The following is a 19370-nucleotide window of genomic DNA, read 5'->3' as shown; positions in this document are numbered from 1 at the left end:
CGCCGTTGCTTAATTCTAGACTGCGACCATGACGGGCAAAGCAGCAGCCGACGTGAGCTACGTGCGGGACTACAACGAAGCGTTGGTCCTCGGCCTGGTGCGCAGACTCCCGGAGTTCGACCGGGCCCAGGTCGCAGCCGCCGCCGGCCTGACCCCGCAGGCGGTGTCCAAGGTCCTGGCCCGCCTGATCGACCAGGGGCTGGTGGCCCCCACCGGAACGGTGCGCCGCGGCGTCGGCAAGCCCCCGATCTCCTACCAGGTCGTACCGACCGGCCAGTACGCGATCGGCGCCCACGTCGGACGCGGAAGCCTGCGCCTGGTCCTCACCGACTTCGTCGGCGACGTCCGCGACTCGGAGCTCACCTCGCTGCCGGAGGACTTCACCCCGGCCGACTTACTCCAGGCGCTGCGCGCAGGCCTCGAAGCGTTGACACGGAAGCACCGCCTGCCGCCGGCGCGCATCGCGGGCCTCGGGGTGGGCATGGTCGGGCCGCTGGACCACGGCCACGGCATCGTCCGCGACGCGCACCGCCTGCGGCACTGGCACGACGTCCCGCTGCGCCAACTGGCCGAGACCGAGCTCGGACTGCCCGTGCACCTGGACAAGGACGTGACCGCCGCGGTCACCGGCGAGGCTTGGCGCCGCGGCGCCGACCTCCGGCACGCAGCACTGATCATGGTCCAGTCAGGCATCGGCGCCGGCCTGTGGCTCGACGGATCGGCCTACCGCGGCGCGCATACGAACGCGGGGGAGTTCGGGCACACGGTCGTCGACCTGGACGGTCCACTGTGCGTGTGCGGACGCCACGGCTGCCTGGAGATCGTGCACGACACCGCCGCGGGCAGCGGTGACCTGGCCCGAGCAACCCGCGTCCTGTCCGTCGGCATCGTGAACCTGCTCCAGACGGTCGACGTGGACCACGTTGTACTCGCAGGTACAGACCTGCTCAGCCACGCGGACCAGTACCTCGCCGAGGTGCGCCGCGCCGTCCGCACCGAGGTACCGCGTGCCGACTGGCTGCCGGTCGAGGTCTCCCTGACCATGCTCGGCGAGGACGCGATCGCCGCCGGCGCGGCCATGCAGGTGCTGAACGCGCGGTTCGGGATGCCGGTGCGCGAGGCAGGCAGCTGAGATGCCGCCGATCCTCGGCGCGGGTTGCCTCGAATGGCGTACGCCGACGTAACCAGCACCCTTCGACCGCCGGCTACCGGCGCGTGACGGAATCAGCCCTCGCCTATTTCAAGCGCCTCGGCGTCAGCCGGACCCGCCGGGTGGCGCTGCGGCCCTCCACCTACCGCTACCGCCTGCGCTGGCCGGCCCAGGGCACCGTCATCACGATCGGGGCCGCGCTGGTCGGGCTCCAAGCGCTGACGCTGGGGCAGTGGATCGCGGACGACGCCGGGGTCACCTTCGCCTACGCCCGGAGCATCGGCGAAGGGCTGGGGCCGGTGCAGCAGCCCGGCGCCGCGCCGGTGGAGGGCTATTCGGATCCCGCATGGCTGGCGCTGCTGGTCCTGGGACGGATGGTAGGGCTGTTCGACAACGGGTCCTGGTTCGGCGTGTCCGATCTGGTGACGTTCCCGAAGTTCCTCGCGCTGCTGTGCGTGGTCGGGATGCTGGCGGTGGTGGCGAGCGTCGCGCGGGTGGTGCTGCCGCGGCGTGCGAACGCGGTCACGATGATCGCCGGGTTGCTGATGGCGGCCAACTTCTCGCTGATCGCCTGGATGTTCTCCGGGCTCGAGAATCCGCTGACCGCTTTGGCCGTCACGCTGCTGACGGCGGTCCTGGTGAAGGGCGTGGCGCGCGGGCGGCTTCTCGGGCCCCGAGTCGCCGGGGCCGCCGCCCTGGCCGCTTTGCTCGCGGCGCTCAATCGGCCGGACGGCGTCATCTACGCTGCCGCTTACCCGCTGACGGTGTTGTTGTTCGTGGGCGGCACCGCCGTGAGCGCGTCCGTGGCGGCCGTGCGTCGGTACGGCCTGATCTTCGCCGTGCCGTTCGGCGGCTTCCTGCTGTGGCGGCGGATGGAATTCGGGATGTGGCTGCCGAACAGCGCCGTCGCCAAGTCGCAGAGCGCGCCCAGCATGGCCGATCTGTCCCACACCGGCGACCTGATGGCGTGGGCCGGGTGGGGCCTGGTCCTGCCGGTGGCCGCGTGTGTGGGGATCGTCGCCGCGCGGCGGCGTCCTGTCCGCGCCCGACTCACCGATCCCGCCGACGCGGTGCCGTTCGGCCCCGCGCTGAGCGCCGCTTTGGTGCCGCTGGCGCTGGCGCTGCTCGCCTACGGGATCCTGAAGCCGGACGGGCAGGCCCTGGCTTCGTTGCGGTTGTGGGCGCAGACGACGATCGACCGCTTGGACCGGACCTGGCGGGCCGATGGACGCGGGGGCTGCGGGGCGCAGCTGCGGGTGGGACAGACGCTCTAGACGACGGTATCGCCTGCCGATCCTTGCCGGCGATGGCAAACCCACCCACACTGTCGCTCATCCGCCTTGATGCTCACGGATGGACGAAAAACATGACCCCAGAGCTCGACCGCCTCTCGCGACCCTCCCGCGCGATATCCCGCTCCATCAGCGCGGAGAACCCCACCGGTGGCCCGGGTGCCGGCGGCGCCGCCACCGAGGGGCCGGGCGCGCAGGCCGCCGGGGCGATGGGGCGCGGGTGGAAGATCTCGCCGTGTATCGAGATAGCTGCCGGGGCCACGGCGACGATCGCGGCCATCGAGGGGGCCGGGACGATCCGGCACGTGTGGCTCACCGCGGCCCCGCACCGGGCATGGCGTGGCTCGATCCTGCGGATCTACTGGGAGGGCGAGGGCGAGGGCAAGGGCAAGGGCGAGGGCGAGCCGGCGGTCGAGGTTCCGCTCGGGGACTTCTTCTGTCAGGGCTGGAACGTCTTCGGCCAGGTGTCCTCGGCGACAGTCGCGGCGAACCCGAACGGCGGGCTCAACTGCTACTGGCCCATGCCGTTCCACCATTCGGCGCGCGTCACCGTGGAGAACGTGTCGCCTGATCCCATGACCCTGTACTACCAAGTCGACTACGAACTCGACGACGACATCCCTGCCGACGCGCTCTACTTCCATGCGCAATGGCGGCGCAGCAATCCGGTCCCGCGAGGGGAGGTGCACACCCTGCTCGACGGGCTGCGTGGCTCAGGCCATTACGTCGGCACATACCTGGCCTGGGGCGTCAACAGCCCCGGGTGGTGGGGCGAGGGCGAGGTCAAGTTCTACTTCGACGGCGACACGGAGTTCCCCACCATCTGCGGCACCGGGACCGAGGACTACTTCGGCGGCGCGTGGAACTTCGACGTACCGGGCACCGGATACACCGCCTACACCACCCCCTATCTGGGCCTGCACCAAGTCCTCAAGCCCGACGGCCTCTACCGCAGCCAACAACGCTTCGGCATGTACCGCTGGCACATCCCGGACCCTGTCCGGTTCCACCGCGAGATGCGCGCGACCATCCAGTGCCTCGGCAGCGGTCCCGGGGACGGCAACGGATTGGGGTACCGCTACCGCCCCAACAGCGATGACATAGCGAGCACGGTCTTCTTCTACCTGGACGCGCCGAGCGCGGCGGCGTCGCTGCCTCCGAAGCCGACCTTTCTGAGTATGGAGGTGGACTGAGACCCCTTAGCCATAGGCGGGCAGGTTCGGCAGACGTTCCGCTCGCCCGGCAACAGTGAGTCCATGGTCGCCACGCCCGACTAACCAGGCCAGCAACTGCCAGCCGGACCCGCTCACCTCGGCATCGGCCACGCCGACGCCCGGCTGCACCGAAACGGAATCGACCCGCCAGCTCGTCCAGCCCCGACACCGTCGCCAGCAGCCGCGCGTCCGACTCCCGGACCCGGTCAAGTTCCACCGCAACAGAGGTCACGGAACCACCGGTATCGCAGCAGCCACCGAAGCTCAGCCCCTCATGTCAGTGGTCTCGCGGCGCCACAGCGAACGTGACCGACAACGTCGCAGGCCGGTCAGCCGTACTGATCATCGGATCGGAGATCCGCGCGGTCTCGACGCAGACGAAGCCCCGATAGCCGTCGTCGGTGAGGTCGGCCATGCTCTTGGACAACTCCGGGCCCGGGTTCCAGGTGACCACGTCACTGTGATCGTGGTGCCGGACCTCGATCTCACGGTGCAGCGCCGGGTCGTCGATGCGGCTGACCGGCTCCGGGGCGGTGTAGACCCGGTCGATCCGGCCGGGGAAGTCCAGCGGCCCGTCCTGACTGCCGTCCGTGTCCTCCACCTGGTCGAGGTACGGGACGCCGATCCCCGACACCCGCACGCCTTCGATCGCGCCGACATGGAAGTAGCTGTGTAGCGCACCGGTGCTCTCGTACTCGCCTTGGGCCTCCAGCGAGACCTCGCAAGTGGCGCCGAGACGCATGCGAATGAACAGGGCGAAGTCGTGCGGCCAGATCTGCTTGGTGTGCTCGTCGCTGCGCAGCACGAAATCCAGCCGGACCTCGCTCTCGTCCTCCTCCGACGCGACCAGCTCGAACGTGCTGACCCGGGCGAAGCCGTGCGAGGGCTGACCGGTCGGGCCGAACCACGGCCAGCACACGGGCACGCCGCCGCGGATGGCCGTGCCCTCCGTGAACGCGCTGGCCTCGCTCAGCCACAGCACCGGCTCCTGCCCGGCGGGCTGCCACGCGAACAGGTGTGCCCCCTGCAGTGCGACCGCGGCTCGCGATCGCGGGTGATCGACCACGATCACCGGGAGGCCGCCCAGTCGGCGGCGGCTGACGTGCGCGCCCAGCTCTTCGTCGACCGGCAGGGAGAAGACGTCCTCGCTCATAGCCCCCGACCCTATCGGGCCGAGGCTCTCCTCAGCGCTTGCGCGCGATCCCTCCCCACACGCCGACCTCGGGCGAGTCGCCGAACGGGTTCGGGTCGGGCCGCCAGTCCTGGATGGGCACGACACCGGGTTCCACCAACTCCAGGCCCTCGAACAGGCGGACGATCTGCTCGGAGTCGCGCAGGTAGTACTTGACCGCGCCGCTTTCGTTGTAGAGCCCGGTCGCCTTCGCGTTGAGCTCGTTGGTGTTGACGCTCTCGTTCAGCGCCAGGTAGCTGCCGGAGGGCAGGGCCTGCATCAGACGCCTGATGATGGAGCGGGCCTGCTCGTCGTCGTTGTCGTTGGGCACGTGGCCGAGGACCTGCATCAGGATCAGGGCGACCGGCTGGTCGAAGTCGAGGGTCTTGGCGGCCTCGTCGATGATCGCCTCGGGGTCGTGCAGGTCGGCCTGGATGTAGGCGGTGGTGCCCTGCGGGTCGCTGACCAGCAGCGCGTTGGCGTGCGCCAGGATCAGCGGGTCGTTGTCGACGTAGACGACGCGGCTCGCGGGGTTGACGCGCTGGGCGACCTCGTGGGTGTTGTCGGCGGTGGGCAGGCCGGTGCCGACGTCCAGGAACTGGCTGATGCCGGCCTCGCCGGCCAGGTGGCGGATGACCCGGCCGAGGAAGTACCGCGACAGCCGCGCCAGGTCGAAGATGCCCGGGTAGACCGCGGCGAACTGGTCGCCGGCCTCGCGGTCGACCGGGTAGTGGTCCTTGCCGCCCAGCCAGTAGTTCCAGATCCGGGCAGAGTGCGGGACGGTCGTGTCGATGCTGGGCTTGAGGTATTCGGGGATCTCAGGATCGACGCTCATCGTGGTGGCTGCCTTCTTATATCTGGGAACTGACTCACTCACGATAGCCGCACCCCGCCCGTTCGGTGCGCCGGCGGTCCGCCCCGAGTTGAGCTCAACGGAATCAGTGCTGGCCAAGAGGCTTATTCGGACACACTATGTGTTCGATTAAGAACTGACGGTATGCTTCCAGCATCGTGTGCCGGCAGCGCAGTCGCCGTCCCAGGCGTGGCCGGAGCACGGTGGCAAGGAGGCGAAAGCTATGCGGTCCGATCATGACAGGAGTCTGATCCGATGAGCGCGGCCGCTGCCGGGGGACCGGTGCGCACAGCAGTGCCGGCCTCGGCTCACGGCAACCCGACCATCCCGCGGATTCTGCTCGGCGCCCGGCTACGGCGCCTGCGCACGGACGCGGGCATCAGCAGGGAGGCCGCGGGATACGCGATCCGCGGCTCCGAAAGCAAGATCAGCCGCATGGAGCTGGGCCGCGTCGGCTTCAAGCCCCGCGACGTCGCCGACCTGCTCACCCTGTACGGCGTACGCGAAACCGCCGACCGCGAGATGCTCCTGGCGCTCGCCGACCAGGCCAACGCCCAGAGCTGGTGGCAGGCCTTCGCCGAGGTGGTACCGCCCTGGTTCGAGGCCTACCTCGGCATGGAGGACGCCGCCTCGATCATCCGCTGCTACCACACCCGCCTGATCCCCGGCCTGCTCCAGACCGAGGACTACGCCCGCGCCGTCCTGGGCGCCAGCCACCCGCTGGCCCCCGCCGGCGAGATCGAACGCCGGGTCGCACTGCGCATGCGCCGGGCCCGCCTCCTGCACCGGCCGCACCCGCCCAAGCTCTGGGCCATCCTCGACGAGGCCGTGCTCCGCCGCCCGCCCGGCAGCCACGACACCATGGAAGCCCAGATCGAGCACATGCTGGAGCTCTCGAGACTGCCGCACGTCACCATCCAGGTCGTGCCCTTCCACCGCGGCGGCTACGCCGACGCCGGCAGCCACCGCTTCACCATCCTGCGCTTCGCCGAAGCGGCGCTGAGCGACATCGTGTACTTGGAGCACCTCACCAACGCCACGTTCCTGGACAAGACCGATGACCTCGACGCGTACACGAAGGTCATGGATCAGCTGTGCGTGGATGCGCTCCCGGCGGCCAGTAGCACGGATTTCCTCGCCGAGACGGTCAAGGCGCTGTAGTCCGCTTGCCCGCGGCGGCATTCGGACTGGGCTGGCTGGGCCGACGAAGCCGGTGAGTGAACTCCTACGCGCTGTCCGCTCACTGCGACAGTCCATCCGCCCTCGCGCCAGGCGAACCCATTCCGGGTTTGCGGGCTCGGAGGCCGGGCACGGGGGAGTCTCGCGGCCCGGCTGGATCGCGCGAGCAGAGGAGAGCGTTCATGACGGCTCAGACGCCGATGCAGCTAGGAGTGGTCGGACTCGGACGGATGGGGGCGAACATCGCCCGGCGCTTGATGCGTGACGGCCACACGTGCGTGGTCTTCGACGTGGACCCACACGCGGTCGCCGCGCTGGAGAAGGAGGGAGCCGCCGCTGCCTCATCGCTGGCGGACCTGGCCGGCCAGCTGTCCCAGCCCCGCGCGGTGTGGGTGATGCTGCCGGCGGGGGAGGTCACCGGCACGGCGATCGACGATCTGGCCGCCGAACTGGATCGCGGGGACACCGTCATCGACGGCGGCAACTCCTACTACCGCGACGACATCCGCCGCGCCGCCGGCCTGGCAGAGCACGGCGTCCACCTGGTTGACTGCGGGACCAGCGGCGGGATCTGGGGGATTGAGCGCGGCTACTGCCTGATGATCGGCGGCGACGCCGCGGCCGTGGACCGCCTCGAACCGATCTTCGCGTCCATCGCCCCCGGTACCGACGCCGCGCCTCGGACCCCGGGGCGCACGGGAGAGCCCGCCGCGGCCGAGCGCGGGTTCCTGCACTGCGGCCCGGTCGGCGCCGGTCACTTCGTCAAGATGGTCCACAACGGCATCGAGTACGGGATGATGGCGTCGCTGGCCGAGGGGCTCGGCATCCTGCACAACGCCGCCGCCGGAAAGCAGAAGGGCGAGGCGGACGCCGAGAGCGCGCCGATGGAGCAGCCCGAGTTCTACCAGTACGAGATCGACACAGCGGCGGTGGCCGAGGTCTGGCGCCGGGGCAGCGTCGTGGAGTCCTGGCTCCTGGACCTGACCGCGGCGGCCCTGGCGAAGTCTCCTGGTCTGGAGGAGTTCGCCGGCCGGGTGTCGGACTCCGGCGAGGGCCGGTGGACGTCGATCGCGGCCATCGACGAAGGCGTTCCGGCCCCGGTGCTCACCACGGCCCTGTACTCCCGCTTCACCTCCCGTGGCCTGGGCGACTTCGCGAGCAAGGTTCTGTCCGCCATGCGCAAGGGCTTCGGGGGACACGAAGAGAAGAAGGGCTGAGGGGCATCCTGGCGGTGGCCGGCGTGGTCTCAGAGGTCAGAGGGCGGCATCCGCGTCGGCGTCCGAGATCGGCCCCTCGAGAGAGAACAGGTCTTTGACGCCGGCGAGTTCCAAGACCCTGAGAACCGGTGTCGACGGAGCTGCGAGGGCAACGCCGCGGCCCTTCTCGCTCGGGCGCTGCACCGCCTGCACCAAGACGCGAAGTCCCATCGAGTCCAGGAAGGTGACTTGCGAGCAGTCGAGGACGAGGTCCGTCGAGCCGTCCCAGTACTGCTCGACATCAGTCTCGAACCGGCTGTGGGCGGCGAGGTCCACGTCGCCGGCGACAATGAGCACCACGCGTCCCGCGATCTTCCTCGTGGTACACGAGAACCCCATGCCGGCTCCTAGTCTCAGACTCTGTTGGTGCGGATTCGTCTAAGCGTTGTTTACTCGCCGGTTCCATGGCCATAAGGAGCCGGTCGAACGCAGAGACGGAAAACCCAGATGCCAGGAGGCTCAGATGTACATCAGCGTAGGCGCCATTGTCTTGGTACTTGTCATCATCGTTGTCGTGATGATGATGCGGCGGCGCTAGCTTGCCCTGAATGCCGCCTCCTGTGCGTCCCGGGATCGATCGCCCGCCGCCGGCCACGCCCCTCGCCTGGTCGACGGCGGGCGCGGCGTGCGTCGGTCGGTCGGACTGCGAATTGTTAATTACCGCTGATGGGGACCGTCGTGCGAGATGTCTGTCCGGCGCGCGGCACGGTGACGGTCAGGACGCCGTCGGCCAGATCGGCACGGACGTCTTCACGATCCGCGTTGGCCGGAAGCGTTGTGCGGTACGCGAAGCTTCCCGCACGGGCCGCCAAGTAGCTGGTTCCACCCGACGCGGCCTCGTCCAGGTCGCCGCGGACACACAGCTGGTGGCCCTCGACTTCGACGAGGACCCGCTCGCGCGGGATCCCGGGAAGCTCCACGCGGACCCGATAGGTGTCCGCGGTCTCGTCCTCCTCGACGACGGGCGTCCATCGTGTGCCCCGGGCCTGGCCGCCGGTGGCCCGGTCGACCCAGCGGCCCAGGTGGTCGACCAGCTCATTGAGTTCCGCCGGCGGGCCCCAGGGCAGACCCCAGGTCCGGTCCGGTCGCTGCTCGCTTCCCGAACCGCGGGGAAAAGGTGAGTTCATGGTGTTTTCTCCCTTGTCACAGAAAATGTTCGCGAACCCGCCTTATGGCCGCAGTGGCAGTCGCCAAACAACTTCGGCCATCGAATCCCGGCATTCTCGGCGGAATATCAGGGGCCTTCCGGAACGAGGTCCGCGGCGAGCAGGGCGATGTCGTCGTCCTTGTCCCGGCCGAAGGTGTCAAGGAGCATGTCGCAGAGCTCTGCCAAGTCCTCCGGGCCTTTGAGCGCGGAGGCTTCGAAGGCTGCGAGACTCTCGTCCAGCCCGCTGGTTCGGACTTCCACCAGACCGTCGGTGTACAGCAGTAGTCGGGTGCGGCATGTCACGGGCACGGTGGTCACGCCGTAGCGGGCCCGGCCGAGGCCGAGCAGCTGGCCGTGCTCGGTCACGAACCGGGCGGCGCCGTCGGCGAGCAGCAGCGGCGGAATGTGGCCCGCGTTGGCCACCTGCAGTCTCCGATGTCCTGGTTCGACGAGCACCAGACACATGGTGACGGTGACCGCCCGGGGATACTGACGTGTGAGCAGCGAATCGAGCAGTTCCAGAATGGCCCCTGGCGGGTGCCCCTCGATGGCGTAGGCGCACAGCGCATGGCGCACGAGGCCCATGATGATCGCCGCCTCCAGGGAGTGGCCCACGACGTCGCCGATGGCCAGCAGGAGGCCGTCGGGGGTCTGGATGGCTTCGTAGAAGTCGCCGCCGATCTCGGCCTGGGCGCTGGCCGGCACGTAGCGGACTGCCAACTCGATGCCGGCCGTGGGCAGCGTGGTGGGCAGGAACGACCTCTGAAGTTCCAGGGCGAGGGCATGTTCCTCGGCGAAGTTGCGCAGCGACTCCAGCGACAGCGCGCATGCTTGCGTGATCTGCATGAGCAGGGTGCGATCATCCGCGGACGGCGGCTGATCGACGGCGATCGCCGCGCACACCGGTGGACGCCCGCCGTGCGCACGGACCGCCGCTACGAGGACGTCGCCCAGCACAGGCGGTCCGGGAACCAGTTCGCGCCACTGCTCTTGGGACATCAGCGCGATCCGGACACCGGTCCGTCCGCTCAGGATCCGCTGGGCGATGTGTTCCAGGAGCTCCGCGGCGATCGGTTCGGAGACGATCGGGTTCTGCGCACCCACTCGGTAGGTGCGCATCGGCCGGCCGAACAGGCTGAGATAGACGCTCGCGGCCTGCGCGCCCAACACGCCGAGAGTGCCGGTGACCGCCGCGTCCGCGAGCCGGCCGATGTCGGTGGCCCGGTGCATCTCCAGTGTGGCCTCGTTGAGCAGCATGAGTCGCTCGGCCAGACGTTGCGCGGCGCGGCGGGCCCGGGTGTACCGCAGCACCGCGGTGATCGTGGCGAGCAGTTCGTGCGAGTCGACGGGCCCGACGAGGTAGGCGTCGGCCCCGCCGTGCAGGCCCTGGGTGCGATCCGCCGCGGTGACCGCGAACGCCGAGACGTGCACCACCGGGATGTCGGCCGTGGGCGAGGCCGCTTTGATCCGCCGGCACAGTTCGAAGCCGGTCATGTCCGGCAGGACGACGTCCAGGATGGCCACCTCCGGCAGCCCGCCCTCACCGGCCAAGAGGTCCAGGGCCTCGGCGCCGTCAGCCGCTTCGGCGACCGTGTGGCCGGCCCGCCGCAGCCATTGCGAGAGCAGGTACCGGTTGGCGGCGTTGTCCTCGACGACCAATATGTGACCGGGATCGCCGTCGGCGGCCTGGACGACGGTCACGCCGACCCGGCCCCGGGTCGGCTCAGCCCCAGCGCGGCCGCCAGATCGGAGACCCCGACCGAGGCCTTGGCCAGGACCGCACGGGCATGGCCCAGACGGGCCCGGTCGGTCTGTTCCACGGGGAATCCGGTGACGACGACCACCGGGATGGCAGCGAGTTCCCCGGCCCCGGCCAGGCGTCGGAGGACTTCGTATCCATCGATCTCGGGCATGTCCAGGTCGACCACGATCGCGCCGGGCCGTTCGCGGCGGACGGCCTCCAGCAGCGCGGCGCCGTCCGCGACTTGCACCACCCGCTCCGCGATCTCGGCGAGCAGCGGCCGGAACGCGGCGGAGAACGCCGCGTCGTCGTCCGCGCTGATCACGACGGATACCCGCGTCGGTGCGGCCGGCGCCGCCGCGCCGGCGGCCGGGAGCGTCACGGTCGCCGTCGTACCCCGGGCCGGGGTGCTCGTCAACGTGAGCGTTCCGCCGAGCAGTTCCACCAGCCTGCGCGCGTAGGGCAGGCCCAGCCCGGTGCCGGTCCTGCCGCGCTGGTGCGCGCCGCGCACCTGGTAGAACTCTTCGAAAACCTTCTCCAAATCCTGCTCGGGGATGCCGACGCCGGTGTCCTCGACCGAGATCTCGAGCGTTCCGTCGTGCGCGTCGGGCATCCCGACTCGGATCCGCACATAGCCGGTCGTGGTGAACTTCAGACTGTTGCCGACCAGGTTGCGAAGAACGCGGGCGAGCATTGCCTCGTCGGTGACCAGGGTCGGCAACCGGGCCGGATCGGGGAAGAGTAGCGCCACCGTCCCGTCCGGCACCAGCTGCCGGCTCTTGGCCTCCAGCTCGGCGTGCAACGCGACGACACCGGTATTGGTCTGCTCCAGTTCGGTGGACAGCTCGCTGTACAACGCCATGACGCCGGCGTTGGTCTGCTCGAGCTCTTCGTTGAGCAGTCGGAGCTCATCGCCTTGGAAACGCGCTTCTTCCAAGGCGACCACCAGGTCCCTGGTCTGCGCACGCAGGTCTTCCTCGCGGCTGGCGGTCGCGCTGGTGTGGAGTACTTCGCCGATCCGCTCGGAGATCTCGGCGAACGCCGCGGGGGCGACCGGCACCGGGACGCGCAACGTGGCGCTTCCCCGCCGCCCGCCGACCTCGTGGGAGGTGTCCCGCACCAATCGGCCGACGGAGCTCAAAGCCTCCGGGGCCGGAGCCGGCCCGTCGACCCACCGCGTCGTCACCTCCAACGTCGGCGCCGGCTCGGCCCCCAGGACGAAACGGACCGTGACGCCGGCGCAGCCCAGCCGATCCCGGCCCAGCTCGCTCAAGGCCGTGGCGAGCCGGATCTGGTCCTGCTGGTCCAGCCCCGCGGTTTCGGCGATGGTCCGGCCGTAGCGGCGCAGGGCGAAGACGTCCTGTTCATCGGAGACAGCCGTCGTCAGCAGGAGCACGACGCCGTTCACGCCCCGCCTCCGGACGACCCGGTGCCCTTCAGTACGACGACGCTCGCGTCGTCCCTGCGCACTCCGGCCTCGCGCAGAAGCTGCGCGGCGATGATGGTGCTCGAATGCTCGAACAGGCCGGGCAGCGTGCTGGGGCGCCAGCGCTCGGTCAGCCCGTCGGAGTGCAGCACCAGGCTCGACCGCTGCGGGAAGTCCGCGTCGAAGGTGCGCAACCGCGGCAGGTGATGGCCGACGATGCCGGGCAGGGACAGCAGTGTGCTGCGACGATCGTCCGCCACCACGAACCCGCTGATGTTGCCGACGCCGCAGTACGCGATACGGCGTTCACGCAGGTCCACCCTGGCCACCGCGAGCGCTCCGCCGCGGGTCCCGGCCAGTGCCGCGTGCAGCATGAGGACGATCTCCTGAGGATCGGTGCTCACCGAGTGGTGGAACGCCGCCGTCGCCTGCTCGCTCGCCCGGGCGGCGAGCGGACCGTGACCGAGACCGTCGCAGAGCATCACCAGCAGGGTCTCCCCGCCGTCCGTTGCGGGCCCGGTGGGCCCGGTGGGCCCGGCGAGCCGCGCGGCCCACCGGTCGCCGCACACGCTCTCCCCGCTCATCGGCCTGGCCAACCCGGTCAGAACCGGTTCGGGAGCAGGCTCAGCCGGCACCTTGGGGTTCGCCGGGCGAGCGCGGAACCGGGCCACGAGAACCGTCCCGCGTCCCATCAGCGAGTGGACGTCGAAGACGTCCGCCATGCGCGCCAAGACGCCCAGTCCGAGGCCCGGCGTGCCGGTGGCCGAGACGCCGTCCTGGCGCGCGTGGGCCACATCCGCCATGCCCGGCCCGTGATCGATGGCGAGCATCTCCACCGCGGCCGCCGGGCCCGAGCCGAACGGACGCAGCAGCAGCGCGCCGTCCGCCGCGTGTTTGTTCAGGTTCGTGGCCGCCTCGGTCACGGCGAGTTCGATCTCTGAGATCCGCTGGTCGGGCAGACCGAGGCGCCGGCTGACCTCCGCGGCGGCGCGGCGGGCCTGAGCCGCGAGCGAGACCTCCTGCCGGATCCACACCCCGCCCTGGTCACCGGCGGGCACAACCGTGTTCAGCGCGCCCACTTCAGCACCGTCACCGTCGTGCCCTCGCCGACCACCGTGTGCAGGTCGAACTCGTCGACCAGGCGGCGCGCGCCGCTGAGCCCCAGACCCATGCCGCTGCCGGAGGACCAGCCGTCGCTCAGGGCGAGGCCGATGTCCGGGACCCCTGGCCCCTCATCGGCGAAGCGCAGCCGGATCCCGCGGCGCCCGCCCCGCTCGATCACCTCGGCGTGCATCGTCCCGCCGCCGCCGTGGATGACCGTGTTGCGGGCGAGTTCGCTGGCCGCGGTCACCAGTTTCGTCTGGTCCACCAGCGACAGGCCGCAGTGGACCGCGAGGGCGCGTGCCTGCTGGCGCGCCCGGACGACGTCGTCGGACGTGGCGACGGCCAGGACCGCGGCCTGTTCGGCGGCGGGACCCCGGCCCGGGGCGGTCACCGCCCGGCCACTCTCGCGGAAGACCGTTCGGACAGGATCGCCAGTCCTCGTTCCAGGTTCAACGCCGTACGGACGCCGCCGAGCGACAGCCCCAACTCCACCAGGGTGATCGCCACCGCCGGGCGCATGCCCACCACGACGGTCTCGGCGTCCAGCAGCCGGCAGATCGAGGCGATGGTGGACAGCATCCGGCCCACGAACGAGTCGACGATCTCGGCCGCCGTGATGTCGATGACCACGCCGCGCGCCCCCTGCTTGACCACCTGCTCGGCCAGGTCGTCCTGCAGGTTCAGCACGGTCTGGTCGTCCAGGTCGACCTGGATCGACACCAGCAGGTTCTCGCCGATGCGCAGGATCGGCAGGCGTTCACTCACGCGGGAGTCCCGGCGCGCTGCGCGGAGTTCGCGGCCAGGTGCCGGAAGGTGTGCCGCAAAGCGTCGGCCAGGGTCGCCTTGGTCGTGATGTCGCCGAATTCGATGCCCAGCGCGACGACCGTCTGCGCGATCTGCGGCCGGATTCCGGACACGACGCATTCGGCGCCCATCAGCCGGGCCGCGACGACGGTCTTGAGCAGGTGCTGGGCCACCTCGGTGTCGACGGCCGGAACCCCGGTGATGTCGATGATCGCGTATTCCGACCCGGTGTCGACCAGGGCCTGCAGCAGCTTCTCCATCACCACCTGGGTCCGCGCCGAGTCGAGCGTGCCGACCAGCGGGACGCCGATCACCCCGTCCCACAGTTTGACCACCGGGGTCGAGAGCTCAAGCAGTTCCTCGGCCTGGGCGCTGATGATCTCCTCACGGGTGACCGCGTAGCTGTCGACGGTGAACATCCCCAGCGCGTCGGTGAGCCGGCTCAGCGCCACGTACGCCGCCACATCCGCCACCGCGCCCTCGTCGAGCACCCGCTCCAGCCCCGCCTTGAGCGCGAAGACGCTGATCGCCGTCTCCGCCGGCGTGAAGCCCTGACGGGCGCGGTTGCGCGAGATCTCCACGAGCAGCGCCCGAACCTCGCCGTAGGACTCGGACGCCATGTCCGCCTCGCCGGAGCGCAGCGCGGCCAGGACCGCGTCATAGAGCTCGTGCAGTTCCCGGTCCAACTCGGCCCGGTTGACCCGGCCGCCCAGGGAACCGGACACGACCTCGATCCAGGCGGCTGCCAGTTCCTCACGCCGGGTCGTCAGCAATTCGATGAGTCGATTCGAAGAAACCTGATTCACTACGTCCTCGTTCCTCGGATCGTCGCGCCGTGCGTACGGCGGCGGGACTGAGCCTATGTCATCGCGCCACGAGCAGCCCCGTCCGAGCATTGTCAAATTGCTTGCTGCCAGGCCGAACCTGTCTGTGACCTAGTCGGGGCCACCACGAACCGGTCCGGCGAGAAGTGCTTGCCAATGTGGCTGGTGGTGGGCCTGATGGCGCTCAGCCAGTTTCCCGCAGCGGGTCCGGGCGACCTTTGGCTTTTGGCGGCGGCATGGCGGCTGCTGCGCTCCGGCGAGCTCCTGTCTGCCCAGAGCTTGCCCGGCCGTTTCGTCGCTCATCCGTGAGGTCTCTTATCAGAACCTTGCGGATGGGGGCCCTATCGGCTGGAACCGATCGCGCAGGGTTGCGGCAGCTCGCTGTGCGGCTCCGGCGCAACACGTGTTCACCACGATGTGCACCTCCTCGGCGGAATCGCCGAGCAGCATGCTCCGCTCAGCCCAGGCCGACAGCTCGGCGGCTGAATACTCGTAGCGATAGCGATCCTCCTTCCCACCTCGTTGCCACGCGTGGCTGTGGCCGTGCAGCCGGATGACCGCCCGGTCGGCGGTGACCGCGAGCAGTGGGGGCACGGCGCCGGGATGGGACTGTGGCATATCAGTGCACACATAGGCGGCGTTGTGGGCTCTGAGGAGCTTCCACGTCCTCGCTTGCTGCTCCGGCTCAAGCCATGACCCGTGGCGGAACTCCACCGCCGCTGACAGCGGCTCGCAGTGTCGCAGTGCTGCCTGGACCCACGCCCGGCCGGCGGCATCCGCTCGGCAGTTCGGCGGGAATTGCAGGAGGACCAGTCCCAGAAGCCCACTCTTCTGTAAAGGTTCGAACGTCTGGTGGAACCGGCGCCAGAGCTCGGCCAGCAGGCCCGGGGGAGCCGTGGCCCCGGTCAGCCAAGGGCGGCCGACGCCGGACCGGAGGTCGGCGGGCAGGGTCGCGGCGCGGGTCCCATGGCCAGTGAGCAGTGAGTACGCCTTGACGTCCATGGTGAAGCCGGCGGGTGCCGCGTTGATCCAGCCTTCCACGGTCGTCGCGCGCGGCAGTGCGTAGTAGGGGGCATCGGCTTCGACGAGGGGAAACTGGCTGGCGTAGTAGCGCAGCCGGTCCGCAGCCGTCCTTGTACCCGGCGGATACCAGCCACTTCGTAGCAGACTTGCGTCGACCCATCCTGCGGTGCCTGTCAGGATTCGCATGCTCCACACCTCCCGCCGCCGCATGCCCTGTCTTCGGGCGTTCATGTGCGTGTCGTCGAACAAGCGACACTCGACGGTTATCGGGAGTAAAGAGGCGTACACTGGTGGTAACCGGAACCTTCCACTACGACGGCAATCTGCCCGGTACCCTCAGCGAGTTTGACGCGGAGACGCTGAGCCGCATGAGCACCCGCCACGGGGAGGTGTCCCCCGACGGCGAGGAACATTTCCCCGTCATCGCCCGCAAGGTCCTCGACATGGCTGCGACGGAGCCCACCCTCACCTCTGAAGACCTGCGAGCAGTCGCGGCCCGCACCTTGGTCATGGTCGGCGACGACGACACCGTCTCACTGGAACACACCATCGCGCTCTATCGCGGCATCCCGGATTCCGAACTGGCCATCGTCCCCGGGACATCGCATCTGCTGGTTGCCGAAAAGCCCGACGCGGTGTACTCCCTGACCGCCGAATTCCTCACCACGCAGCCGACGCCGACGCTCATGCCCGTACGCCGAGCCACGTCGACCTGACCTGGACCACGGACACCCACCCTGGGTCTACCCGGCCATGCTGTCCAAGACGTGAGACGGGGATACCGGATCAGGGGTCTTATGAGCCATGCTGAGCCCGAGGCCAAAACCCACTGTCCCCATAGAGATAGTTCTCACAGCGAGAAGGCGAGGTGACACCATGCGGACCGGCTGCTCCCAGCCGCGGATCCTGCGCCGTCACGTCGACCTGCTCCGGGTCAACAGCGCCCTGTGTACGGCGCCCGCACCGGTCAGCTGACCTGCGAATCCGTGACGCTCCCCGACGGGCGGCGCGGATCACCGTGTGCCCGACCCGAGCGAAAGCGCATCGCCATGACTGATGTCCCCGAGGTGCCGGCGCCGCTGGCGCTTCCTTCACCCGCGCCTGCCGGCGAGTACGAGGCGGCCGGGCCCCGCGGGTCCTCGCGCCGTCCCGGCCAGCCGCGTTCGGTGCGCTCACTGCTGTCCGCGCTCGGCCGCCGACTCCGAAAGGAATCCCTGTGAGGACCATCGGGTGCCCCGCCGGTCGAAACCCGGCGACCGGATCGCCGGCGGCGGTGTGCGCGGCTCAGCGCGGCAGCCACGCTTCGGGGGACTCGGTCATCTGGCGCACGTGGGCCGGCAGCCGGCCGGCCAGCACGTGGGCCAGGCTGGTCTCGTCCAGCACCGCGCGCAGCGCGGCGCGGGCGGCGACCCAGACCTCTGCCAGGTTCTCGGCGGCGTTGGTGTACTCGCACTCGTGCGGACGCATGCCGCGGACCTCGGCCAGCGGGCCGTCCACGGCGCGGACGATCTGCCCGATCGAGATCGCGGCGGCGGGGCGGCCCAGGGTGTAGCCGCCCTCGGCGCCGCGGTGGCTGCGGACCAGGTCGGCGTGGCGCAGTTCGACCAGGATCGACTCGACGAACTTGCGGGGCAGGTCCTGGTGCCCGATGACGATGGTGGACTTCACCAGGTCCGGTCCGTGCGCGGCGATTTCCAGCATGACGCGCACCGCGTAGTCCGCTTTGGCTGAGATGTGCACGCCTGGATGGTAACAGCCAAAAACTCTATGAACCCCATGGGGATTGCCGCGATTTGAGCATCGCGGCCGTCCCCGCGACTTCCTCAAGGAGACGACCGTGTCCGTGAAACCGCTTCGCCTGCTCGCGCCCGCGATCGCGGCCGCCCTCGGGCTGGCGCTGTCGGCCTGCGCCGGCAGCGCCTCGAACGATCCCGCCTCGAACCATCCTGCCGCGGCCCCGGCCGCCGCCGGCTCCAGCGTGGTCCACGTCGGGTCGCTGTCCAACGGGGCCGCGACCCCGGTCGATCTGAGCGTCGCGCAGCAGGACCGGATCCGCGCCGAGCTCCCGGCGTCGATCCGGGACAGCGGCCAGTTGCCGGTCGCCATCGGCGATCTGCCCGCCGGGACGCCTCCGCTGTTCTTCGTCGGCAGCGACCAGAAGACCCTCACCGGTTCCGAGCCGGACCTGGCCCGGCTGGTCGCCGCGGTCCTCGGGCTCAAGCCCACCTTCGACAACGCCACCTGGGACAACATGTTCGTGGCCATCGACAGCGGCAAGGACGCCGTCGGGTTCGCCAACATCACCGACACCGAGAAGCGCAAGGAGAAGTACGACTTCGCCAGCTACCGCGAGGACAACCTCGGCTTCGAGGTCCTCAAGAGCAACCCCTGGACCTTCAGCGGCGACTATCACGCCCTGGCCGGCAAGACGATCGCGGTGGGGTCGGGGACCAACCAGGAGAAGATCCTGCTGGAGTGGCAGACCAAGCTGCGCGCCGAGGGCAAGGACTTCTCCGTCAAGTACTACCCGGACGCCAACTCGACGCTTCTCGCGCTGACCTCGGGGAAGATAGACGTCTTCCTCGGCGCCAACCCCGGCGTGGCCTACCAGGTGACGCAGACCTCGAAGTCACCGAACCCGACCCGGATCGCCGGGGAGTACTCCGGGGCCGGGGCGACGCTGCAGGGCCTGATCGCCGCCACCACGAAGAAGGGCAGCGGCCTGGCTCAGCCGATCGCCGACGCCATCAACTATCTGATCCAGAACGGCGACTACGCCAAGTGGCTGGCCGCGTGGAACCTCGGCAACGAGGCGGTGCAGACCTCGCAGGTGAACCCGCCCGGCCTGCCGGTGACCAACTCCTAACGCCTGTCCCAGCGGCGCGACCGTGATACTTCGGCGACCGGAACAAAGGGTCGCCGAAGAATTACGCCTGCCATTTTTCAGGGACTTCCCAGGGTTTGTTAACGCCTCATAGATGGCGATTTCCTGTGGACTTCTATTGACCCGCTACTAAGAATCCTGATACTCAAGAAGGGTGAACAGCGCCCGGCTCGTCACCCGCGACCACATCGACTTCGGTCGTGTGTGGTCCGCCTCTTGTTGCCGCTGACGTCCCCACTCCCGCGCCCCGACCGCATCGCGTGAGCATTCCGCGTGCGGTGCACACCGCCATATCTTTGGAA

General features: G+C 69.5%; 22 protein-coding genes. 10 read left to right on the top strand and 12 right to left on the bottom strand.

All coding sequences use genetic code 11. The features are described from left to right. Window positions 1-28: 28 nt before the first annotated feature. From ABH926_RS22545 to ABH926_RS22535, 3 genes are all read left to right on the top strand, one after another. Window positions 29-1132, top strand: a complete 1104-nt coding sequence (locus ABH926_RS22545; RefSeq protein WP_370367682.1) for an ROK family protein — start codon at window positions 29-31, stop codon at window positions 1130-1132. An 83-nt stretch (window positions 1133-1215) separates the two neighbouring features. Further along, window positions 1216-2424 carry a hypothetical protein gene (locus ABH926_RS22540; protein ID WP_370367681.1) on the top strand — a complete coding sequence of 403 codons (1209 nt, stop codon included), beginning with the start codon at window positions 1216-1218 and terminating at the stop codon, window positions 2422-2424. A 92-nt stretch (window positions 2425-2516) separates the two neighbouring features. Beyond that, entirely contained in the window at window positions 2517-3635 is a 1119-nt protein-coding gene (locus tag ABH926_RS22535; protein WP_370367680.1) for a glycoside hydrolase family 172 protein, read from the top strand. Between the two features lie 298 nt (window positions 3636-3933). On the opposite strand, the gene ABH926_RS22530 is transcribed toward ABH926_RS22535, so the two are convergent. Both ABH926_RS22530 and ABH926_RS22525 read right to left on the bottom strand, forming a co-directional pair. Next, the gene (locus ABH926_RS22530; protein WP_370367679.1) at window positions 3934-4809 is read right to left on the bottom strand and encodes a D-hexose-6-phosphate mutarotase; all 876 of its coding nucleotides are present in this window, start codon (window positions 4807-4809) and stop codon (window positions 3934-3936) included. A 31-nt stretch (window positions 4810-4840) separates the two neighbouring features. Beyond that, the gene (locus ABH926_RS22525; protein ID WP_370367678.1) at window positions 4841-5662 is read right to left on the bottom strand and encodes an SAM-dependent methyltransferase; all 822 of its coding nucleotides are present in this window, start codon (window positions 5660-5662) and stop codon (window positions 4841-4843) included. A gap of 273 nt (window positions 5663-5935) precedes the next feature. On the opposite strand from ABH926_RS22525, the gene ABH926_RS22520 reads away from it, so the two are divergent. Both ABH926_RS22520 and gnd read left to right on the top strand, forming a co-directional pair. Next, window positions 5936-6841 (top strand): helix-turn-helix domain-containing protein, encoded by a 906-nt coding sequence (locus ABH926_RS22520; protein WP_370367677.1) that lies wholly within the window; start codon window positions 5936-5938, stop codon window positions 6839-6841. A gap of 218 nt (window positions 6842-7059) precedes the next feature. Beyond that, a complete protein-coding gene (gene gnd / locus ABH926_RS22515) occupies window positions 7060-8076 on the top strand; it encodes a phosphogluconate dehydrogenase (NAD(+)-dependent, decarboxylating) (RefSeq protein WP_370367740.1) in 1017 nt (338 codons plus the stop codon). 36 nt (window positions 8077-8112) lie between these two features. Here the strand turns inward: gnd and ABH926_RS22510 are convergent, their stop codons facing one another. Beyond that, complete coding sequence (locus ABH926_RS22510; RefSeq protein ID WP_370367676.1) at window positions 8113-8454, bottom strand: STAS domain-containing protein; 342 nt, start codon at window positions 8452-8454, stop codon at window positions 8113-8115. A gap of 124 nt (window positions 8455-8578) precedes the next feature. Between ABH926_RS22510 and ABH926_RS22505 the strand changes: the two genes are divergently transcribed. Continuing rightward, window positions 8579-8653: a GGIII-like transmembrane region-containing protein gene (locus ABH926_RS22505; RefSeq protein WP_370367739.1), complete on the top strand. Its 75-nt coding sequence runs from the start codon at window positions 8579-8581 to the stop codon at window positions 8651-8653. A 115-nt stretch (window positions 8654-8768) separates the two neighbouring features. On the opposite strand, the gene ABH926_RS22500 is transcribed toward ABH926_RS22505, so the two are convergent. The 7 genes from ABH926_RS22500 to ABH926_RS22470 form a co-directional block, all read right to left on the bottom strand. After that, complete coding sequence (locus ABH926_RS22500; RefSeq protein ID WP_370367675.1) at window positions 8769-9242, bottom strand: Hsp20/alpha crystallin family protein; 474 nt, start codon at window positions 9240-9242, stop codon at window positions 8769-8771. A 107-nt stretch (window positions 9243-9349) separates the two neighbouring features. Then, the gene (locus tag ABH926_RS22495; protein ID WP_370367674.1) at window positions 9350-10963 is read right to left on the bottom strand and encodes a SpoIIE family protein phosphatase; all 1614 of its coding nucleotides are present in this window, start codon (window positions 10961-10963) and stop codon (window positions 9350-9352) included. After that, on the bottom strand, window positions 10960-12411 hold the full coding sequence (locus tag ABH926_RS22490) for an ATP-binding protein (protein ID WP_370367673.1): 1452 nt from the start codon (window positions 12409-12411) through the stop codon (window positions 10960-10962). The genes ABH926_RS22495 and ABH926_RS22490 overlap by 4 nt, the downstream gene beginning before the upstream one ends. After that, window positions 12408-13508 (bottom strand): ATP-binding SpoIIE family protein phosphatase, encoded by a 1101-nt coding sequence (locus tag ABH926_RS22485; protein WP_370367672.1) that lies wholly within the window; start codon window positions 13506-13508, stop codon window positions 12408-12410. Before ABH926_RS22485 ends, ABH926_RS22490 begins: the two co-directional genes overlap by 4 nt. Beyond that, entirely contained in the window at window positions 13496-13924 is a 429-nt protein-coding gene (locus ABH926_RS22480) for an ATP-binding protein (protein ID WP_370367671.1), read from the bottom strand. Before ABH926_RS22480 ends, ABH926_RS22485 begins: the two co-directional genes overlap by 13 nt. Further along, the gene (locus tag ABH926_RS22475) at window positions 13921-14298 is read right to left on the bottom strand and encodes an STAS domain-containing protein (RefSeq protein ID WP_370367670.1); all 378 of its coding nucleotides are present in this window, start codon (window positions 14296-14298) and stop codon (window positions 13921-13923) included. Before ABH926_RS22475 ends, ABH926_RS22480 begins: the two co-directional genes overlap by 4 nt. Then, window positions 14295-15110 carry an STAS domain-containing protein gene (locus ABH926_RS22470; RefSeq protein ID WP_370367669.1) on the bottom strand — a complete coding sequence of 272 codons (816 nt, stop codon included), beginning with the start codon at window positions 15108-15110 and terminating at the stop codon, window positions 14295-14297. The genes ABH926_RS22475 and ABH926_RS22470 overlap by 4 nt, the downstream gene beginning before the upstream one ends. Window positions 15111-15317: 207 nt before the next feature. Between ABH926_RS22470 and ABH926_RS22465 the strand changes: the two genes are divergently transcribed. After that, complete coding sequence (locus tag ABH926_RS22465) at window positions 15318-15470, top strand: hypothetical protein (RefSeq protein ID WP_370367668.1); 153 nt, start codon at window positions 15318-15320, stop codon at window positions 15468-15470. A 9-nt stretch (window positions 15471-15479) separates the two neighbouring features. On the opposite strand, the gene ABH926_RS22460 is transcribed toward ABH926_RS22465, so the two are convergent. After that, window positions 15480-16370, bottom strand: a complete 891-nt coding sequence (locus ABH926_RS22460) for a DUF72 domain-containing protein (RefSeq protein ID WP_370367667.1) — start codon at window positions 16368-16370, stop codon at window positions 15480-15482. 104 nt (window positions 16371-16474) lie between these two features. Between ABH926_RS22460 and ABH926_RS22455 the strand changes: the two genes are divergently transcribed. Both ABH926_RS22455 and ABH926_RS22450 read left to right on the top strand, forming a co-directional pair. Then, on the top strand, window positions 16475-16900 hold the full coding sequence (locus ABH926_RS22455; RefSeq protein ID WP_370367666.1) for an alpha/beta fold hydrolase: 426 nt from the start codon (window positions 16475-16477) through the stop codon (window positions 16898-16900). 333 nt (window positions 16901-17233) lie between these two features. Next, on the top strand, window positions 17234-17404 hold the full coding sequence (locus tag ABH926_RS22450; protein ID WP_370367665.1) for a hypothetical protein: 171 nt from the start codon (window positions 17234-17236) through the stop codon (window positions 17402-17404). A 64-nt stretch (window positions 17405-17468) separates the two neighbouring features. Here ABH926_RS22450 and ABH926_RS22445 read toward each other — a convergent pair whose 3' ends face one another. Further along, window positions 17469-17924: an Rrf2 family transcriptional regulator gene (locus tag ABH926_RS22445; protein ID WP_370367664.1), complete on the bottom strand. Its 456-nt coding sequence runs from the start codon at window positions 17922-17924 to the stop codon at window positions 17469-17471. Between the two features lie 97 nt (window positions 17925-18021). On the opposite strand from ABH926_RS22445, the gene ABH926_RS22440 reads away from it, so the two are divergent. Further along, entirely contained in the window at window positions 18022-19050 is a 1029-nt protein-coding gene (locus ABH926_RS22440; RefSeq protein ID WP_370367663.1) for an ABC transporter substrate-binding protein, read from the top strand. The last annotated feature ends 320 nt before the right edge of the window (window positions 19051-19370 follow it).

This window comes from Catenulispora sp. GP43 (genome assembly GCF_041260665.1).
Lineage (GTDB): Bacteria > Actinomycetota > Actinomycetes > Streptomycetales > Catenulisporaceae > Catenulispora.
Note: the sequence above shows the minus strand (reverse complement) of the source record. Positions and strands in the feature narration are given on the sequence as shown.